This is a genomic window from Streptomyces albidochromogenes (genome assembly GCF_005981925.1).
Lineage (GTDB): Bacteria > Actinomycetota > Actinomycetes > Streptomycetales > Streptomycetaceae > Streptomyces > Streptomyces albidochromogenes.
Window position 1 is genome coordinate 23,471 of record NZ_VBVX01000021.1, and the last position, 14,770, is coordinate 38,240.

15 protein-coding genes are annotated in these 14,770 nt (G+C 72.9%); 3 read left to right on the forward strand and 12 right to left on the reverse strand.

Annotated elements, in window-relative coordinates; all coding sequences use genetic code 11:
• The first annotated feature begins 118 nt into the window (after nucleotides 1-118).
• On the forward strand, nucleotides 119-376 hold the full coding sequence (locus E2E34_RS05040; protein ID WP_138900689.1) for a hypothetical protein: 258 nt from the start codon (nucleotides 119-121) through the stop codon (nucleotides 374-376).
• Between the two features lie 12 nt (nucleotides 377-388).
• Here E2E34_RS05040 and E2E34_RS05045 read toward each other — a convergent pair whose 3' ends face one another.
• From E2E34_RS05045 to infC, 10 genes are all read right to left on the reverse strand, one after another.
• Nucleotides 389-919, reverse strand: coding sequence for an NUDIX hydrolase (locus E2E34_RS05045; protein WP_138900690.1), 531 nt, complete (start codon nucleotides 917-919; stop codon nucleotides 389-391).
• A gap of 51 nt (nucleotides 920-970) precedes the next feature.
• Nucleotides 971-2,311 carry a tetratricopeptide repeat protein gene (locus E2E34_RS05050; RefSeq protein ID WP_138900691.1) on the reverse strand — a complete coding sequence of 447 codons (1,341 nt, stop codon included), beginning with the start codon at nucleotides 2,309-2,311 and terminating at the stop codon, nucleotides 971-973.
• 270 nt (nucleotides 2,312-2,581) lie between these two features.
• Complete coding sequence (locus E2E34_RS05055; RefSeq protein ID WP_138900692.1) at nucleotides 2,582-3,670, reverse strand: PP2C family protein-serine/threonine phosphatase; 1,089 nt, start codon at nucleotides 3,668-3,670, stop codon at nucleotides 2,582-2,584.
• Nucleotides 3,671-3,867: 197 nt separating this feature from the next.
• Nucleotides 3,868-6,396 (reverse strand): phenylalanine--tRNA ligase subunit beta, encoded by a 2,529-nt coding sequence (gene pheT, locus E2E34_RS05060; RefSeq protein WP_138900693.1) that lies wholly within the window; start codon nucleotides 6,394-6,396, stop codon nucleotides 3,868-3,870.
• On the reverse strand, nucleotides 6,396-7,523 hold the full coding sequence (gene pheS / locus E2E34_RS05065) for a phenylalanine--tRNA ligase subunit alpha (protein ID WP_138900694.1): 1,128 nt from the start codon (nucleotides 7,521-7,523) through the stop codon (nucleotides 6,396-6,398). The genes pheT and pheS overlap by 1 nt, the downstream gene beginning before the upstream one ends.
• A 115-nt stretch (nucleotides 7,524-7,638) precedes the next feature.
• Nucleotides 7,639-8,796 carry a sensor histidine kinase gene (locus tag E2E34_RS05070; RefSeq protein ID WP_138900695.1) on the reverse strand — a complete coding sequence of 386 codons (1,158 nt, stop codon included), beginning with the start codon at nucleotides 8,794-8,796 and terminating at the stop codon, nucleotides 7,639-7,641.
• A 132-nt stretch (nucleotides 8,797-8,928) separates the two neighbouring features.
• Nucleotides 8,929-9,783, reverse strand: coding sequence for a TrmH family RNA methyltransferase (locus E2E34_RS05075; RefSeq protein ID WP_138900696.1), 855 nt, complete (start codon nucleotides 9,781-9,783; stop codon nucleotides 8,929-8,931).
• A 127-nt stretch (nucleotides 9,784-9,910) separates the two neighbouring features.
• Complete coding sequence (gene rplT / locus E2E34_RS05080; RefSeq protein WP_028815427.1) at nucleotides 9,911-10,297, reverse strand: 50S ribosomal protein L20; 387 nt, start codon at nucleotides 10,295-10,297, stop codon at nucleotides 9,911-9,913.
• Between the two features lie 104 nt (nucleotides 10,298-10,401).
• Nucleotides 10,402-10,596 carry a 50S ribosomal protein L35 gene (gene rpmI / locus E2E34_RS05085; RefSeq protein WP_138898715.1) on the reverse strand — a complete coding sequence of 65 codons (195 nt, stop codon included), beginning with the start codon at nucleotides 10,594-10,596 and terminating at the stop codon, nucleotides 10,402-10,404.
• Between the two features lie 128 nt (nucleotides 10,597-10,724).
• Nucleotides 10,725-11,390, reverse strand: coding sequence for a translation initiation factor IF-3 (gene infC / locus E2E34_RS05090; protein WP_244315519.1), 666 nt, complete (start codon nucleotides 11,388-11,390; stop codon nucleotides 10,725-10,727).
• A gap of 380 nt (nucleotides 11,391-11,770) precedes the next feature.
• Here infC and E2E34_RS05095 point away from each other — a divergent pair, with 380 nt between their 5' ends.
• The gene (locus tag E2E34_RS05095) at nucleotides 11,771-12,133 is read left to right on the forward strand and encodes a DUF1844 domain-containing protein (RefSeq protein WP_138898716.1); all 363 of its coding nucleotides are present in this window, start codon (nucleotides 11,771-11,773) and stop codon (nucleotides 12,131-12,133) included.
• A gap of 10 nt (nucleotides 12,134-12,143) precedes the next feature.
• On the opposite strand, the gene E2E34_RS05100 is transcribed toward E2E34_RS05095, so the two are convergent.
• Complete coding sequence (locus E2E34_RS05100) at nucleotides 12,144-12,878, reverse strand: SseB family protein (protein WP_138900697.1); 735 nt, start codon at nucleotides 12,876-12,878, stop codon at nucleotides 12,144-12,146.
• Nucleotides 12,879-13,002: 124 nt separating this feature from the next.
• On the opposite strand from E2E34_RS05100, the gene E2E34_RS05105 reads away from it, so the two are divergent.
• Nucleotides 13,003-13,653, forward strand: coding sequence for a serine hydrolase (locus E2E34_RS05105; RefSeq protein ID WP_341870210.1), 651 nt, complete (start codon nucleotides 13,003-13,005; stop codon nucleotides 13,651-13,653).
• Here the strand turns inward: E2E34_RS05105 and mycP are convergent.
• Nucleotides 13,588-14,748, reverse strand: coding sequence for a type VII secretion-associated serine protease mycosin (gene mycP, locus E2E34_RS05110; RefSeq protein ID WP_138900700.1), 1,161 nt, complete (start codon nucleotides 14,746-14,748; stop codon nucleotides 13,588-13,590). The two genes, E2E34_RS05105 and mycP, sit on opposite strands and share 66 nt — an antisense overlap.
• Nucleotides 14,749-14,770 lie beyond the last annotated feature (22 nt).

Sequence of the window (14,770 nt, forward strand, 5' to 3'; positions counted from 1 at the left end):
TGCGGGGCGTACCCGCATATGCCCCGCACACACGCTCCCGCCGTGGCCACAGGGCGAGTTGGCTCTGTGGCACATGCACAGGGCCGCCGGACGGCCCTGCCGAGAGAAGGAGCGGACCGTGAGTATCGACACCGATCAGACCGTGGTCGTCGAGGAGTACGCCGAGTTACGTCGCTGCCTCGACGTGGGGCTCACCAGGATCGACGGGCAGCTGGCACTGCTGGCCCACCGGGACGACCAGGCCGACGGCGATCTGGCCGGCCTGGCCGCGCGGGTGACGGCCCTGGAGCACAACCGCTGGCCGCTGCCCACCGTTTCGGCGCTCACCTCCGCCGGAGCGCTGGCGGTGACCGTCTGGCAGGCCCTCGGCCGCTAGGGACGCGCGCCGCTAGCCGAGGCGCATGTGATGCAGCATCAGCAGCCCGGCCGCCATGTTGGCGGCCGGGACCTCGCCCCGGGCCACCATGTCGGGGACCAGTTTCAGCGGAACCCATTCGCGCCGTGAGGACTCGAAGTCGTCCTTGGGATGTCCGGTGTACGTCGCCTCGTCCGCCCAGTAGAGGTGGTGCCGGGCGTCGGTGAGGCCGTTGGACGGCTCGACGGTGAGGAGGTGGCGCAGCGGCCCGGGCCGCCAGCCGGTCTCCTCCTCCATCTCGCGGGCCGCCGCGGTCGCGACGTCCTCGCCGTCCTCGACGACTCCCGCGGCCAGCTCCCAGCCCCAGCTGTCTGTGATGAAGCGGTGCCTCCAGAGCATCAGCACCTCGTTGGCCTCGTTGACGACCGTGGCCACGGCCACCGGGCGCAGCCGTATGACGAAGTGGTCGAGGTGCCGGCCGTCGGGGAGTTCGACATCCGCGAGGTTGATCCGGAACCAGCGATTCTTGTACACAGTCTGTTCGCTTAAGTTCGTCCACTGCACTGTTCTGCCACCTTCCGACAAGTAGATGGCAACATCGCAGCAGGAGGACGGTCAGAGGGGAACGCGCAGCGCCCCGTCGATCAGTTCGGCCGCCTCTTCCGCACCAGGGCACCCGCTCCCCACCAGATGCTCGCGCACCGCCCGCAACCGGTCGCGCAACCGCTGCGACTCCATCCCCTGGGCGCGCTGCGCCATCTCCGTGGCGAACTCCACCGCCCGGTCGGCCTTGCCCTGCCGCAGCTCGATGTGGGTGAGCATCGCGAGCCGGTGCACCCGGCCCCGGTCGTGCGCCGGCGTGCCGACCGCCGCGTCCGCGTGCTCGCGGGCCGCCGGGAGGTCGCCCAGGCTGAGCAGCGCCTCGGCCACCTGCACGTTCACCAGGCCCGGCTGGACGTAGCCCGTCTCGTCCGGTTCGCTGCCCGGTCTGATGGACTCCGCCTCGGACTCCGCACGCCGGATGCAGCACAGGGCGTTCTTGCTGTCGCCGAGGTGCGCGTACGCCTTGGCCTGCATCGCGTGCAGGTCGGCGGCGAGCGCCGGGGTGATCTGGCTGCCCGCCGTGCGCAGGGCCGCCTCCGCGAAGGCCACGGCCTGCCGGTACTCGGCCATGAACAGCGACTGGTTGACGAGCAGCGCGATGATGTACGCGCCCAGCCCCCGGTCGCCGCTGGCCTTCGCGAGCCGCAGGGCCTGGTGGAAGTACCGCTGGGCGAGGCCCTGGGCGTCCGAGTCGTACGCGCAGATCCCCGCCACCGCCACCAGGCCGCCCGTCGCGCGGTGCAGGTGGCGGCCCATCGCGTTGGAGTAACTGCCGCGCAGCAGCGGGGCGGTCTCGGCGTTGAGGAAGCCCACGACGCGGGCCCGGGTGGCCACGCCCCCGGCCTTGCGGTACATCAGCTCGTAGTGCGCCCGGGCGGCCCGCAGCATCTGTATGTCCGCGACGCTGACGCGCGTCTGGCCCTTGCGGGAGACGTCGGCGTCCTCCGGCGGGTTCTCCCACTCCCACACGGGCATCACCGCAGGCGTCCCGGTGACCGCCGGGGCGCCGAGGATGTGCGGCCGCTGCTGCTCGTCCGAGCGCCACAGCGCGGTCGCCCGCTCCACGAAGCCGGTCAGCGGGGAGCCGTGCGGCATCGCCGCCTCGCCCGGCACGCCGAACCCGATGTCGTCCAGTGTTATCGGCCGGTGCAGCCGGGCCGCGAGGACCTCGCAGATCAGGTCGGGCACCTGGCCGCGCGGGCGCTGGCCCTTCAACCAGCGCGCCACGGCGGTGTGTTCGTACCTCAGCGCCAGACCTCGCGCACTGCCCGCCTGGTTCACATGGGCGGCGAGGCCGGCGTTGGAGATGCCCGCTTCGTCGAGCAGGGCGTCGAGCAGGGTATTCGGCTGCATGGGCCTCTCCGGTGACTCGGTGGAGTCAGCGTAATGGAGCCTCGTTCACACGGGGTGTGAACCAAGTGCCCGCGCTCGGGCCCCGCGTGCTCTCCCGCCGTACGCCCGTGTCCGATTGACTTCGGTTTGCCTCCCAGGAGGCGGCCGGGCCGCCGGCTCCCCCTCGTACAGTGCGGCGGCCCGATCCCGTTCCGTCCGCCCTGCCGGTCTGCCCGACACTCCGCGGCAGGGCGGACGGAGCCGTACCAGTGGGTCCGGAGCGACGGCCGGTCACCGATGGGAGGATTCCGCGCGCGAGCGGCGCAGCCCCTGATCCCCGGGCTGCGCCGGCACGCGGCTGCGGTCGTTGCGCAGGACGAGCAGCGCGACGTCGTCGGCCGGCCGCCCGCCGGTGTGCCGCAGCAGCGCCGTGTGCACGCGCTGCACCACCACGGCCGGTGAGACCGGCGAGCCCAGCGCCGCGGCCTGGGTGAGGGCGCGCCGCAGGCAGAAGAACTCCCCGGCGGCGTTCCTCGCGTCCTCCGCCCCGTCGGTGTGCAGGACGAGCGCCTCGCCGGGCGGCAGGCGCGTGCACCGGCGGGCGGCCAGGCCGTCCGGCAGCGGGAACAGGCCGAGCGGCGGCAGCACGTCCCCGCCCGCGACCGGCTCGGCGGTCCTGAGCAGCCGGTAGGGCCACGGATGGCCGCAGTTGAGCGCCAGGACCTCGCCGTCCTCATGGATTTCCAGCAGGAGTACGGTGACGAACTCCTCGGCCAGGGGGTGGTCCGGGTCGGTGCCGCTCACCGACGGGTGCTCGGAGCGCGCCCTCTCGCGCAGGTGGCGCCGCAGCGCCCGCTCCAGCTTCCGCATGACGCCCGCCAGTTCGGCCTCGTCGTGCGCGGCCTCCCGGAAGCTGCCGAGCAGCGCCGCCACCGCCCCGATAGCGGCGAGCCCGTGCCCCCGTACGTCGCCGATGACCACCCGCACCCCGTGCACGGTGGCCACCGCCTCGTACAGGTCGCCGCCGACCGTCGCCCCCCGGCTCGCCGAGAGCTGCCCCGCGGCGAGCGCGAGCCCGTCCAGCCGGGGCGGCAGCGGCCGCAGCAGCACCTGCTGGGCGGCGCGCGCGATCTCGCGGGTGCGGCGCAACTCCCGCACGGGGCCCAGCCGTACACTCGTCAGCAGGTAGGCGACCAGCGCCAGGAAGGCCGCGCAGGTCACGAAGCGCGGGGCCATCCCGTCGTGCGAGTCGAACGGGCAGGCCAGCTCCCAGACGGTCGCGGCGACGAGCCAGACGGCGGGGAGCCCGAAGACCAGGGCGCGCCGCGCGTGCGGAGCGCACCCGCGCCGCACACCCCGCCAGGTTGTTGTACGGATCATCCCGACGGCCCCCCTAGGCCCTGGCCCTGTACCACGCTGCCTGTACGACGCTGGCCCTCGTCGGCCGGAATGATTGTGTCGACCGTCCGTCCTGTTTGCGTACCTCGCCCCCACTTCTCACCCGAATGAGTGAGGGGCGTGTCCGTGACTCCGGACACGCCCCTCAGTACTACCGCTCCTGCCGCTTCACCGGAGCGTCACGCCCCGCGCAGCACCGCGCCCGTGCGCTCGCCCGCGAGCGCCACGGCGGCGTCGCGGGCGGCCGTGGCCTCCTCGACGGTCAGCGTGCGGTCGGCGGCGCGGAACCGCAGCGCGTAGGCGAGCGACTTCTTGCCCTCGCCGAGCTGCTCGCCCGTGAACACGTCGAACAGCCGCAGCGATTCGAGGAGTTCACCGGCGCCCTCCCGCAGCGCCGCCTCGACGTCCGCCGAGGCGACGTCGGCGGAAACGACGAGCGCGACGTCCTGGGTCGCCACCGGGAAGGTGGAGATCCGCGGGGCCCGCAGGGCGCCGGCGCCCGCCTGCTCCAGGACGTCGATCTCGACCTCCATGGCGCAGGTGCGCTCCGGCAGGTGCAGGGCCTTGATGACGCGCGGGTGCAGCTCACCGGCGTGCCCGGCGAGGGTCTCCTCGCCGTTCACCGTGACGTACAGCGCGGCGCAGCGGCCGGGGTGCCACGGCGCGTGCCGGTCGCCCCGGACGACGAGCTCGGCGCCGGCCTCGCGGGCGAGCGCACGGGCCGCCTCGATCGCGTCCGCCCAGGTGCCCGGGCGGCCCTTGCCCCACCAGCCGGTCTGCTCGCGGGCGCCCGCGAGTACGACGGCGGCGCGGCGCGGCTGGCGCGGCAGAGTGGCGTCGAGACCGGCGATCTCCTCGTCGGTCGGACGCCGGTCGACAGGCAGCCGCACGGCCTGGTGCTCGTCACCGGTCGGCCTGAAGACCAGCCCGGTCTCGAAGAGCGCCAGGTCGTGCGAGCCGCGGCCGTCGTTGCGGCGCAGCGCGCCGAGGAGGCCGGGCAGCAGCGTGGTGCGCAGCGCCGGCTCCTCGTCGGAGATCGGGTTGACCAGCTTGACCGTACGGCGGCGGGCGTCGTCGGCGTCCAGGCCCAGCTGGTCGAGGACGGCGTCGCCGATGAACGGGTAGTTCAGCGCCTCGACGTAACCCGCCCCGGCCAGGGCGCGCCCGACGCGGCGGTGCAGCCGCTGCCGCTCGGTGAGCCCGCGGCCCGAGGGCGGTGTCGGGAGGGTGGACGGGAGGTTCTCGTACCCCTCCAGCCGGATGACCTCTTCGGCCAGGTCGTTCGGGAAGGCCAGGTCGGGGCGCCAGGACGGCACGGTCACGACCAGCTCGTCCTGCCCGTACACGTCGCAGCCGACCTCCTGGAGGCGGCGTACGACGGTCTCCCGGCCGTAGCCGACACCGGCCACCCGGTCGGGGTGGTCGGCCGGCATGGAGATCGTGCGGGGCGCGGAGGGCGCGATGACCTCCGTGACACCCGCCTCGGCGGTGCCGCCCGCGAGCAGCACCAGCAGGTCGACGGTCCGCTGGGCCGCCGCGGAGGCGGCCTGCGGGTCGGTGCCGCGCTCGAAGCGCTTGGACGCCTCGGAGGAGAGCTTGTGCCGGCGCGCGGTGCGGGCGACGGAGAGCGCGTCGAAGTGCGCCGCCTCGATGACGACCTCGGTGGTGCCCCTGACCGCACCTGTCTCCGGGTCGGTCACGGAGTCCGCGATCTCGGTGTTGGCGCCGCCCATGACGCCCGCGAGCCCGATCGGGCCGCGGTTGTCGGTGATCACCAGGTCCTCGGCGTCCAGGACCCGCTTGGTGCCGTCGAGCGTCGTGAACTTCTCGCCCTGCTCGGCGCGGCGCACACCGATCGGCCCGTCGACGCGGGACCGGTCGTACGCGTGCAGCGGCTGACCGAGCTCCAGCATCACGTAGTTGGTGACGTCGACGGCGAGGGAGATCGGACGCATCCCGGCCTTCTGCAGCCGGCGGCGCAGCCAGATCGGGGAGCGGGCCTCGGGGTCGAGCCCCACGACCGTACGCGCGGTGAAGCGGTCGCAGCCCCGGGGGTCGGCGATCTTCACGAGGTAGCCGTACGAGTTGGGCGCGGGCACGTCGAGCAGCGCCGGGTCCCGCAGCGGCAGCCCGTACGCGGTGGCGACCTCGCGGGCGACGCCGCGCATCGACAGGCAGTAGCCGCGGTCGGGTGTGACGGCGATGTCGAGGACCTCGTCGACGAGTTCGAGCAGCTCGATGGCGTCGGTGCCCACCTCGTGCTCGGGCGGCAGCACGATGATGCCGTCGCTGCCGTCGTCGCCCATGCCCAGCTCGTCGCCGGAGCAGATCATGCCGTGCGAGGTCTTGCCGTACGTCTTGCGCGCGGCGATCGCGAAGTCGCCGGGCAGGACCGCGCCGGGCAGGACCACGACGACCTTGTCGCCGACGGCGAAGTTGCGGGCGCCGCAGACGATCTCCTGCGGCTCGCCGGTGCCGTTGGCCGTGCCGACGTCGACGGTGCAGAAGCGGATCGGCTTCTTGAACTCGGTCAGCTCCTCGATGGTGAGGACCTTGCCGACGACCAGGGGGCCCTTGAGGCCGGCGCCGAGCTGCTCGACCGTCTCGACCTCCAGGCCTGCGGACACGAGCTTGGCCTGCACGTCACGGCCGGTCTCGGTGGCGGGGAGATCGACGTACTCCCGCAGCCAGGAAAGCGGGACCCGCATCAGATCTCCATCCCGAAGGGCCGAGTGAACCGGACGTCACCCTCGACCATGTCTCGCATGTCTTCTACGTTGTGGCGGAACATGAGCATCCGCTCGATGCCGAACCCGAAGGCGAATCCGCTGTACTTCGCGGGGTCGACGCCGCAGGCGGTGAGCACCTTCGGGTTGACCATGCCGCAGCCGCCCAGCTCGATCCAGCCCTCGCTGCCGCAGGTGCGGCAGGGACGGTCCGGGTTGCCGACGGACTCGCCGCGGCAGACGTAGCAGACCATGTCCATCTCGGCCGACGGCTCGGTGAACGGGAAGTAGTTCGGGCGCAGCCGCGTCTTCATGCCCTCGCCGAAGAGCGCCTGGACCATGTGGTCGAGGGTGCCCTTGAGGTCGGCCATCGTGAGGCCCTCGTCGACGGCGAGCAGCTCGATCTGGTGGAAGACCGGGGTGTGCGTGGCGTCGAGCTCGTCCGTGCGGTAGACGCGGCCGGGGCACACGACGTACACGGGCGGCTCGCGGTCGAGCAGCGCGCGGGCCTGGACGGGAGAGGTGTGCGTGCGCAGGACGACGCCGGACTCGTCGGACTTCGACCCGTCCGCGCCCTGGACGAAGAAGGTGTCCTGCATCTGGCGCGCCGGGTGGTCCGGGACGAAGTTGAGGGCGTCGAAGTTGAACCACTCCGCCTCGACCTCGGGTCCCTCGGCGACCTCGTAGCCCATGGCGACGAAGACGTCGGCGACGCGCTCCATCAGCGTGGTCAGCGGGTGCCGCGCTCCGGCCGGGACGCGGTCGTACGGAAGGGTGACGTCCACCGCCTCCTCGACCAGCACGCGCTCGTCCCGCTCCGCCTCCAGGGCGGCCAGGCGGGCGGCGAGGGCCTTGTTCACGGCGCCGCGGGCCATGCCCACGCGCTTGCCCGCCTCGGCCTTGGCGGCCGGCGGCAGGGCGCCGATCTCACGGTTGGCGAGCGAGAGCGGCGAGGTGGGGCCGGTGTGCGCGGTCTTCGCGTGGGTGAGCGCGTCGAGATCCGCCGCGGCGTCGAAGGCGGCGAGCGCCTCGTCCCGCATGCGCTCGATCTCTTCCGGTTTCAGCGCCTCGACCTCAACAGGGTCGTACGACTTATTGGGTGCGGACATCTCTTCCCGTACTTCCGATTGGCTGGTGGCGTGGCCCCCGCTCGACGACTGAGGACGCAAAGGTGCCAAAGGTCGAGTCTAAAGGCCGCGAGGGGTGAAGAAGCCCGTGGGCCGCTCAGGCGAGATAGGCCGGAGCGCCGACGGGCAGGATAAATCGGAACTCGGCGCCGCCGCCGGGCCCGCGGCCGACGGTGATCGAGCCGCCGTGCGCCTCGACGATGCCCTTGACGATGTACAGCCCCAGGCCGGTGCCGCCGCGTTTGCTGCCGCGCCAGAAGCGGGTGAAGACGCGCCCCATCGACTCCTCGGGAATGCCGGCGCCTTCGTCACTCACGGTCACGGCTGTTCCCTTCGCTGCGTGGTCGGCGGTCTTGAGCGGGGCTGCGCCCACCTCGATGGTGACCGTTCCCTCGCCGTGCCGCACCGCATTTTCCAGCAGGTTGCCGAGCACCTGGTCGATCTTGTCCGGGTCTGCCCAGCAATCGGGCAGCGGCTGGTGGACGCGGACCAGGAAGCGGTCCGGGGGCTGGCCGTTGGAGATGTGCGCCTGGACGTGCCGGCCGACGGCCGTGGGCAGGTCCACGGGCTGCCGGCGCACCTCCAGCCGCCCGGAGTCGATGCGCGAGATGTCGAGCAGCTCGGCGATCAGCCGGGTGATCCGGCCGGCGTCCGCGTCGACGGTCTCCAGCATCAGCTTCTTCTGGTCGTCGGTGAAGCGCTCCCACTTGGCGAGGAGCGTCGCCGTGAACCCCTTGACCGACGTCAGCGGGGACCGCAGCTCGTGCGCGACGGTGGCTATGAGCTCGGCGTGGCTGCGCTCGGTGCGGCGCCTGGCCTCGGTGCCGCGCAGCGAGACGACGACCCGCCGCACGGGCCCGGTCGGCTCGCGCCGTACGTACCGCGCGGAGACCAGCACCTCGCGGCCGCCGGGCAGCAGCAGGTTGCGCTCGGGCTGCCCGGCGCGGATGGCGAGTCCGCCGTACGGGTCGGTCAGGCTCCACCAGCGCCGGCCCTCCAGGTCCTCCAGGGGCAGCGCGGTCTCCAGGGGCCGGCCGAGGGCGGCTTCCCTGGGGGTGGCGGTGATCCGCGCGGCGGCGGCGTTGAAGCAGACGACGCGGCCGCTCTCGTCCGCGACGACGAGGCCGTCGGGGAGGTCGTCGGGGTCGATCCCCTGTCCGTCCTCCGCGTACGGCCGCTCGGCGTGCGGAAGCTCCGCGTACGGACGCGGTAAAGCCTCGCTCGCCCCGGACGGACCGCTCGTGCCGACAGCCATCCCCGTATCCCACCTCTTCCGAATGGCGGAGGGGGTCCTCCCTGCTCAAGGGGTCCCTCCCCGCGCCGGCGAAGCCGGGAGCGCGGGACAGAGGCCGAGAGCCCGGGGGAGGCCCCCGAGCCCGCCACCCTACTAGCTGGAGGTGACGCTGCGGCACCCTCCGGAAGCGCGCTGCGCACGAGCGGAGGCGTACAGGCACACGGCGGCGGCCGTGGCGAGGTTGAGGCTTTCGGCCTTTCCGTGGATCGGGACGCGCACCACGGCGTCGGCGAGCGCCCGGGTCTCCTCCGGCAGGCCCCAGGCCTCGTTGCCGAAGACCCAGGCGGAGGGCCCGCCCATGGTGCCGGCGTCGAGCTCGTCGTCGAGGTCGTCGTCACCGGCGCCGTCGGCCGCCAGGATGCGTACGCCGGCGCTCTTCAGCCCGCTGACGGCCTGCTCGACGGGGACGCCCACGGCGACCGGCAGGTGGAAGAGCGAGCCGACCGAGGCGCGGACCGACTTGGGGTTGTAGAGGTCGACGGAGGCGTCGGTGAGGACCACCGCGTCGGCTCCGGCGGCGTCCGCGCAGCGCAGCACCGTACCGGCGTTCCCGGGGTCGCGGACGTGCGCCAGGACGGCGACGAGCCGGGGCTTCGCCGCGAGGATCTCCTCGAAGGGCGAGTCGAGGAAGCGGCAGACACCGACGATGCCCTGCGGGGTGACGGTCTGGGACACCTCGGCGAGCACCTCGTCGGGCGCCAGGTGCACGCGGGCGCCGGCGGCGCGGGCGGCGGAGACGATGTCGTCGTACCGCTCGGCGGCCTCGGCGGTGGCGAACAGCTCGATCAGCGTCGGCACGCCGTCGCTGCGGTGCTCGACCGCCTCGCGCACGGCCTGCGGCCCCTCGGCGATGAACCGGCGCTCCTTGCCGCGGAAGCTCCGCTTGGCCAGCCGCTTGGCGGCGGTGACGCGCGGGGATCGCGGGGAGATCAGCTCGGGGGTGCCCATGGTCGGCGGCTCACTTCTCTGCGTATCTCTGCGTACGGAAGGGGTCGTGCACGTCCGGTACGACGCACCGGACCCGCAGGCGGCGAACGCCTGCGGGTCCGGTGGACGAAGAAGGTGCTGCCTGGAATCAGGCGGCGGTCTTCGGGGCGTTGACGTCGCTCGGGAGCGCCTTCTGGGCGACCTCGACGAGCGCGGCGAACGCGTTGGCGTCGTTGACCGCGAGCTCGGCCAGGATCTTGCGGTCCACCTCGATGTTGGCGGCCTTCAGACCCTGGATGAGGCGGTTGTACGTCATGCCGTTCTGGCGGGCAGCGGCGTTGATGCGCTGGATCCACAGCTGACGGAAGTCGCCCTTGCGCTTCTTGCGGTCGTTGTAGTTGTAGACCAGGGAGTGGGTGACCTGCTCCTTGGCCTTGCGGTACAGGCGCGAACGCTGACCGCGGTAGCCCTTGGCCGCCTCGAGGATTGCCCGGCGCTTCTTGTGGGCGTTGACTGCCCGCTTGACGCGTGCCACTTGTTAACTCCTTGTAGCGGGGCCGCGGTTGAACTCACACGGCCCGGAAACGTTTTGGTCTCGGTCGGTCCGACGAGGGGCTCCGGTCGCCCGGAGCCGCGACGTCACTTGCCGAGAAGCTTCTTGATCTTCGGGGCGTCCGCCGGGGACACCACGACAGCGCCGGTCAGCGAGCGGGTCTTCTTGGAGGACTTGTGCTCCAGGAGGTGGCGCTTGCCGGCCTTCTCGCGCATGACCTTGCCGGAGCCGGTGATCTTGAAGCGCTTGCTGGCACCGCTGTGCGTCTTGTTCTTCGGCATAGCGCCGTTCTCTCCTCGTCAGTGGCGCTCCCCCGGCGGGTGTGCCGGAGAGCGGGAGCGTCAGTCAGTTGTATGGGGCTGGGGCTTCCTGGCCGAACCCGGGGCCGCCTGGATGGCAGCCCCGCGGATCACGCTTCGGAAGGGGTCTCGGACTGCGCCTCGGCCGGAGCCTCGGCGACCTCGTCCGCCGACTCCGCCTGCACGGCGTCGTCGGTCGCGCTGCCCTGGCGTTCGGCCTTGCGGGCCGCCTGGGCCTCGCGTGCCTCGGCCATGGCCTCGGTCTTCTTCTTGTGCGGGCCGAGAACCATGATCATGTTCCGGCCGTCCTGCTTGGGATTCGACTCGATGAAGCCAAGGTCCTCGACGTCCGAAGCCAGACGCTGAAGCAGTCGGAAGCCGAGCTCGGGGCGGGACTGCTCACGACCACGGAACATGATCGTGATCTTGACCTTGTCGCCCTGCTTGAGGAACCTGACGACATGACCCTTCTTGGTGTCATAGTCGTGCGGGTCGATCTTCGGCCGGAGCTTCATTTCCTTGATGACCGTGTGCGCCTGGTTCTTGCGCGCCTCACGGGCCTTCATGGCCGACTCGTACTTGAACTTCCCGTAGTCCATGAGCTTGCACACGGGCGGACGGGCGGTCGCCGCGACCTCGACCAGGTCGAGGTCGTACTCCTGCGCAAGCTCCAGGGCCTTCGCAAGGGGCACAATGCCGACCTGCTCGCCGCTGGGTCCGACGAGTCGCACCTCGGGAACGCGAATCCGGTCGTTAATGCGGGGCTCAGCGCTGATGGATCCTCCTCAGTAGCACCACACGACTGTCTGGCAGACAGCCGCGTAACGTCTGTTTCGTGAGACCAACCTCAGGGAGCCATGAAAAATGCCCCGGACGGGAACACAGGCGGGGCTCCTGGAAATACCGGAGCACCACCGCGCATCAACCGCGGGGCGCACATCGAGCGGCGCTCCATCGTCCGTACGGAACGATGGGGACCGCTTGACCGGTGACCCGCCGTCCGTGAGGACAGCCAGGTGGGAGATCGGAGCCTCCACTTGTGGGCCGGGCACACAGGTGTCCGGCCGGTCGTTACACAAGGTTAGCAGCTCCGCCGGGGAGCGGCGACCCCGGTCGGGCCGGAGGCCGTGCCGGGCGGGGGCATATCGTGTGCCTCATGAGTGACGCGACCTCCCCCAATGAATCTCCCGACTTCGACGCCATGACGCGCGACATCGCGGAAGTCCCGGCAGTCGAGGTGATCGTTACGGTGGCGGTCAACCTGATGAGCGCCGCCGCCGTGAAGCTCGGCCTCACCGAGGACGGCGACGAGCACAAGGACCTCGACGAGGCCCGCAAGCTGGTGCACGCGCTGGCCGGCCTGCTGGACGCCAGCGCGACCGAGATCAGCTCCTTCCACGCGGCGCCGCTGCGCGACGGGCTGAAGTCGCTGCAGCTGGCGTTCCGCGAGGCGTCGGCGGTGCCGGACGAGGTCGGCCAGGGTCCGGGCGAGAAGTACACGGGCCCGGTGTACGGCTGACCGACCGTTCCTATCCGCGTACGAACAGGGGCTCGCCGGGAGGCGTGGCACCGGCCGGCAGCAGTGCCAGGTCGAGGCCGCGCACCAGGCGGGCCCTCAGCGTTTCGTCGGCGGCCAGGGCCCCGGCCACGCGGCGGACCGCGTCGGCCGGTACGGCGCCGGGGGCGAGGACCAGCGCCAGGGTGCCGTCGGCGCTGCCCGGGCCGAGGTGGGCGCGCAGCACGGCGGACTCCGCGGCGACAGCGGCCCGTACCGCCTCGGTGACCGCCGGGTCGTCGAGCGGCACGGCGCTGGTGCGGCCCTCGGCGGCGGCGAGCAGCGCGGACCCGGTCAGCTGGTAGGGCACCGGGCCCGCCAGGTCCAGGACCAGCGTGTCGGCCCGCTCGTGGGCGACGGCCTGGAGCGCCTGGTGCAGGGGTACGGCGACGGGGCGCGCCTCCGGGTTCCAGCGGGCCAGGGACGCGGTGGAGGTGAAGGCGGGCAGGGCGCGGCGCTCGCCCGCCTGGAGGGTGGGCACGGCCATGTCGCTGGTCTTCTCGCGCCGCAGACCGGTCTCTTCGTCGGTCTCGGCCTCGCCGAGCACGGCGACGACGGGGACCAGGAGCCGGGCGCCGGCCAGCGCCGCGAGCACCTGCGGCTCGGCCGCCGGGTCCTCGGCCCAGGCGGCGAGCGCCGCGGTGAGCCGCGGGTCGGCGGTGCCGTCGTCTTCGGAGAAACCGGGGTCCGGGATGTTCTTGAGCGCCACGTCACGAGACTATCCGCCGGGCGGCGGGGGTTTGTGCACGGGTCCGGTGGGCACCGCCCCGGCTGTGGATGTCTCGTGCGTCGTGTCGGCCGCCGTCCGCCCGTGCGGGGGCCCGGAGACCCTCGTGTACGGGGAGGGGCGCTTCCCTGCCGCGAGCGTCGTGAAGGTCGGCATCCTCGCGGCGCTGCTGCTGCGGGCTCAGGACCGGGGGCGGCGGCCGGGTCCGGTGGAGCGGGCGTGCGCCGAGGCCATGATCCGGCGCAGTGACAACGACGCCGCGTCGGCGCTGTGGGCGGCTATCGGCGGCCCGGCGGGGCTGGACGCGGCGCACGCGCGGCTCGGTCTGACCGAGACGTCGGCGGACCGGGCCTGGGGGCGTACGCGGACGGCGGCGAGGGATCAGGTGGCGTTGCTGCGGGCGGTGTTCGGCGACGGGGACGCGGGTGGGCCCGGCGTGCTGGACGCGCACTCCCGTGCGTACCTCAGGACCCTGATGGGGCAGGTCGTGCCGGGGCAGGACTGGGGTGTGTCGGCCGCCGGCCGGGGCGCCGCGCTGAAGAACGGCTGGATGACGCGCGACGCCACCGGCCTGTGGGTCGTGCACAGCGTGGGGCGGGTGCGGGCGCCGGACGGGCGGGCGCTGCTGATCGCCGTCCTGTCCGAGGGGCACGCCACGAAGGAGGCGGGGATCGCGGTGGTGGAGCGGACGTCAGTGGAAGTGGCGGGAGGCCGTCGGCCGGCTGGTGCGCCACAGGGCCACCGCGCCGGCCAGTAGGAGCGCGCCGACGCCGCCGGCGGCGGGCGCGAACCAGCCCGCCGGTCCGTCGGCCTCGCGCACCGGGTCGGGGCCCGCGCCGAAGTACTTCTCGCCGTGCGGGGCCGAGGCGGGCCGCAGACGCGCGGGGCGGAGCCCGGCGGCGGCCTCCAGGGCGGCGGCGGGGTCGACGAAGCCGTAGCCGCGAGCGTCGTCGCGGCCGCCCTCGGGTGCGTTGCGGGCGGTGTCCGCCAGGAGCTTCTTGATCTGGGCGGGGGTGAGGTCGGGGTGCGCCGCGCGGACGAGGGCGGCTGCTCCGGAGACGAAGGCGGAGGCGGCGCTGGTGCCCCAGCCCTCGTAGTAGCGGCGGTCCGGGTCGGCGATGATCACGTCGACGCCGGGGGCGCTGACGGTCGCGTACCAGCGGCTGGTGGAGAAGGACGCGTGGGTGCCGGAGCTGTCGACGGCGGCCACCGCGATCACGCCGGGGTAGGCGGCGGGGTACGAGATGTGGTCGCCCTCCTCGCCGCTGTTGCCGGCGGAGGCGACGACGACGGCGCCCTTGGCCAGGGCGTACTGGACGGCGGCGTCCTCGGCGGGCTCGGGGTGGGCGGACTTGCTGTCGTCGCCGAGGGAGAGGTTGATGACGTCGGCGCCGTGGTCGGCGGCCCAGCGGATGCCCTGGGCCAGTGCGTTGCCCCGGGTGCTGCGGGCCCGCTTGCGGGCCGGGTCGCCGCCTTCGAGGATCACCCGGACCGGGAGGATCTTCGCCTCGGGCGCGATGCCGACGACGCCGTCCGAGCGGCCGGGACCGCTGCCGTGGCCTGCGATGATCCCGGCCATGGCGGTGCCGTGGCGGGCCCAGGCGCGGTCCCCCTTGCCCGCGCCGAAACCTATGAGGTCCTTGCCCTCCAGCACCCGGCCTTCCAGGTCGGGGTGGCTGCCGTCCACGCCGGTGTCGAGTACGGCGACGGTGACGCCCTCGCCCTTGGTCGTGCGCCACGCCTCGTCGGTGTGGAGTGCGTCGAGCGCCCACTGCTGGGCGCGGATGCTGTCGGCGTACGCGGCCGGGGCGGGCAGCACGGCGACCGCCGCGGCCACGAGGGCGGCGGCCAGGGCGCGCGGGGCGGCGCGGCGG

What these genes read in the sequence shown, in the direction of transcription:
- E2E34_RS05050 (WP_138900691.1), bottom strand. Translation starts at nt 2,311, where the DNA reads ATGCAGCCGAATACCCTGCTCGACGCCCTGCTCGACGAAGCGGGCATC.
- E2E34_RS05055 (WP_138900692.1), bottom strand. Translation starts at nt 3,670, where the DNA reads ATGATCCGTACAACAACCTGGCGGGGTGTGCGGCGCGGGTGCGCTCCG.
- pheT (WP_138900693.1), bottom strand. Translation starts at nt 6,396, where the DNA reads ATGCGGGTCCCGCTTTCCTGGCTGCGGGAGTACGTCGATCTCCCCGCC.
- pheS (WP_138900694.1), bottom strand. Translation starts at nt 7,523, where the DNA reads ATGTCCGCACCCAATAAGTCGTACGACCCTGTTGAGGTCGAGGCGCTG.
- E2E34_RS05070 (WP_138900695.1), bottom strand. Translation starts at nt 8,796, where the DNA reads ATGGCTGTCGGCACGAGCGGTCCGTCCGGGGCGAGCGAGGCTTTACCG.
- E2E34_RS05075 (WP_138900696.1), bottom strand. Translation starts at nt 9,783, where the DNA reads ATGGGCACCCCCGAGCTGATCTCCCCGCGATCCCCGCGCGTCACCGCC.
- rpmI (WP_138898715.1), bottom strand. Translation starts at nt 10,596, where the DNA reads ATGCCGAAGAACAAGACGCACAGCGGTGCCAGCAAGCGCTTCAAGATC.
- E2E34_RS05095 (WP_138898716.1), top strand. Translation starts at nt 11,771, where the DNA reads ATGAGTGACGCGACCTCCCCCAATGAATCTCCCGACTTCGACGCCATG.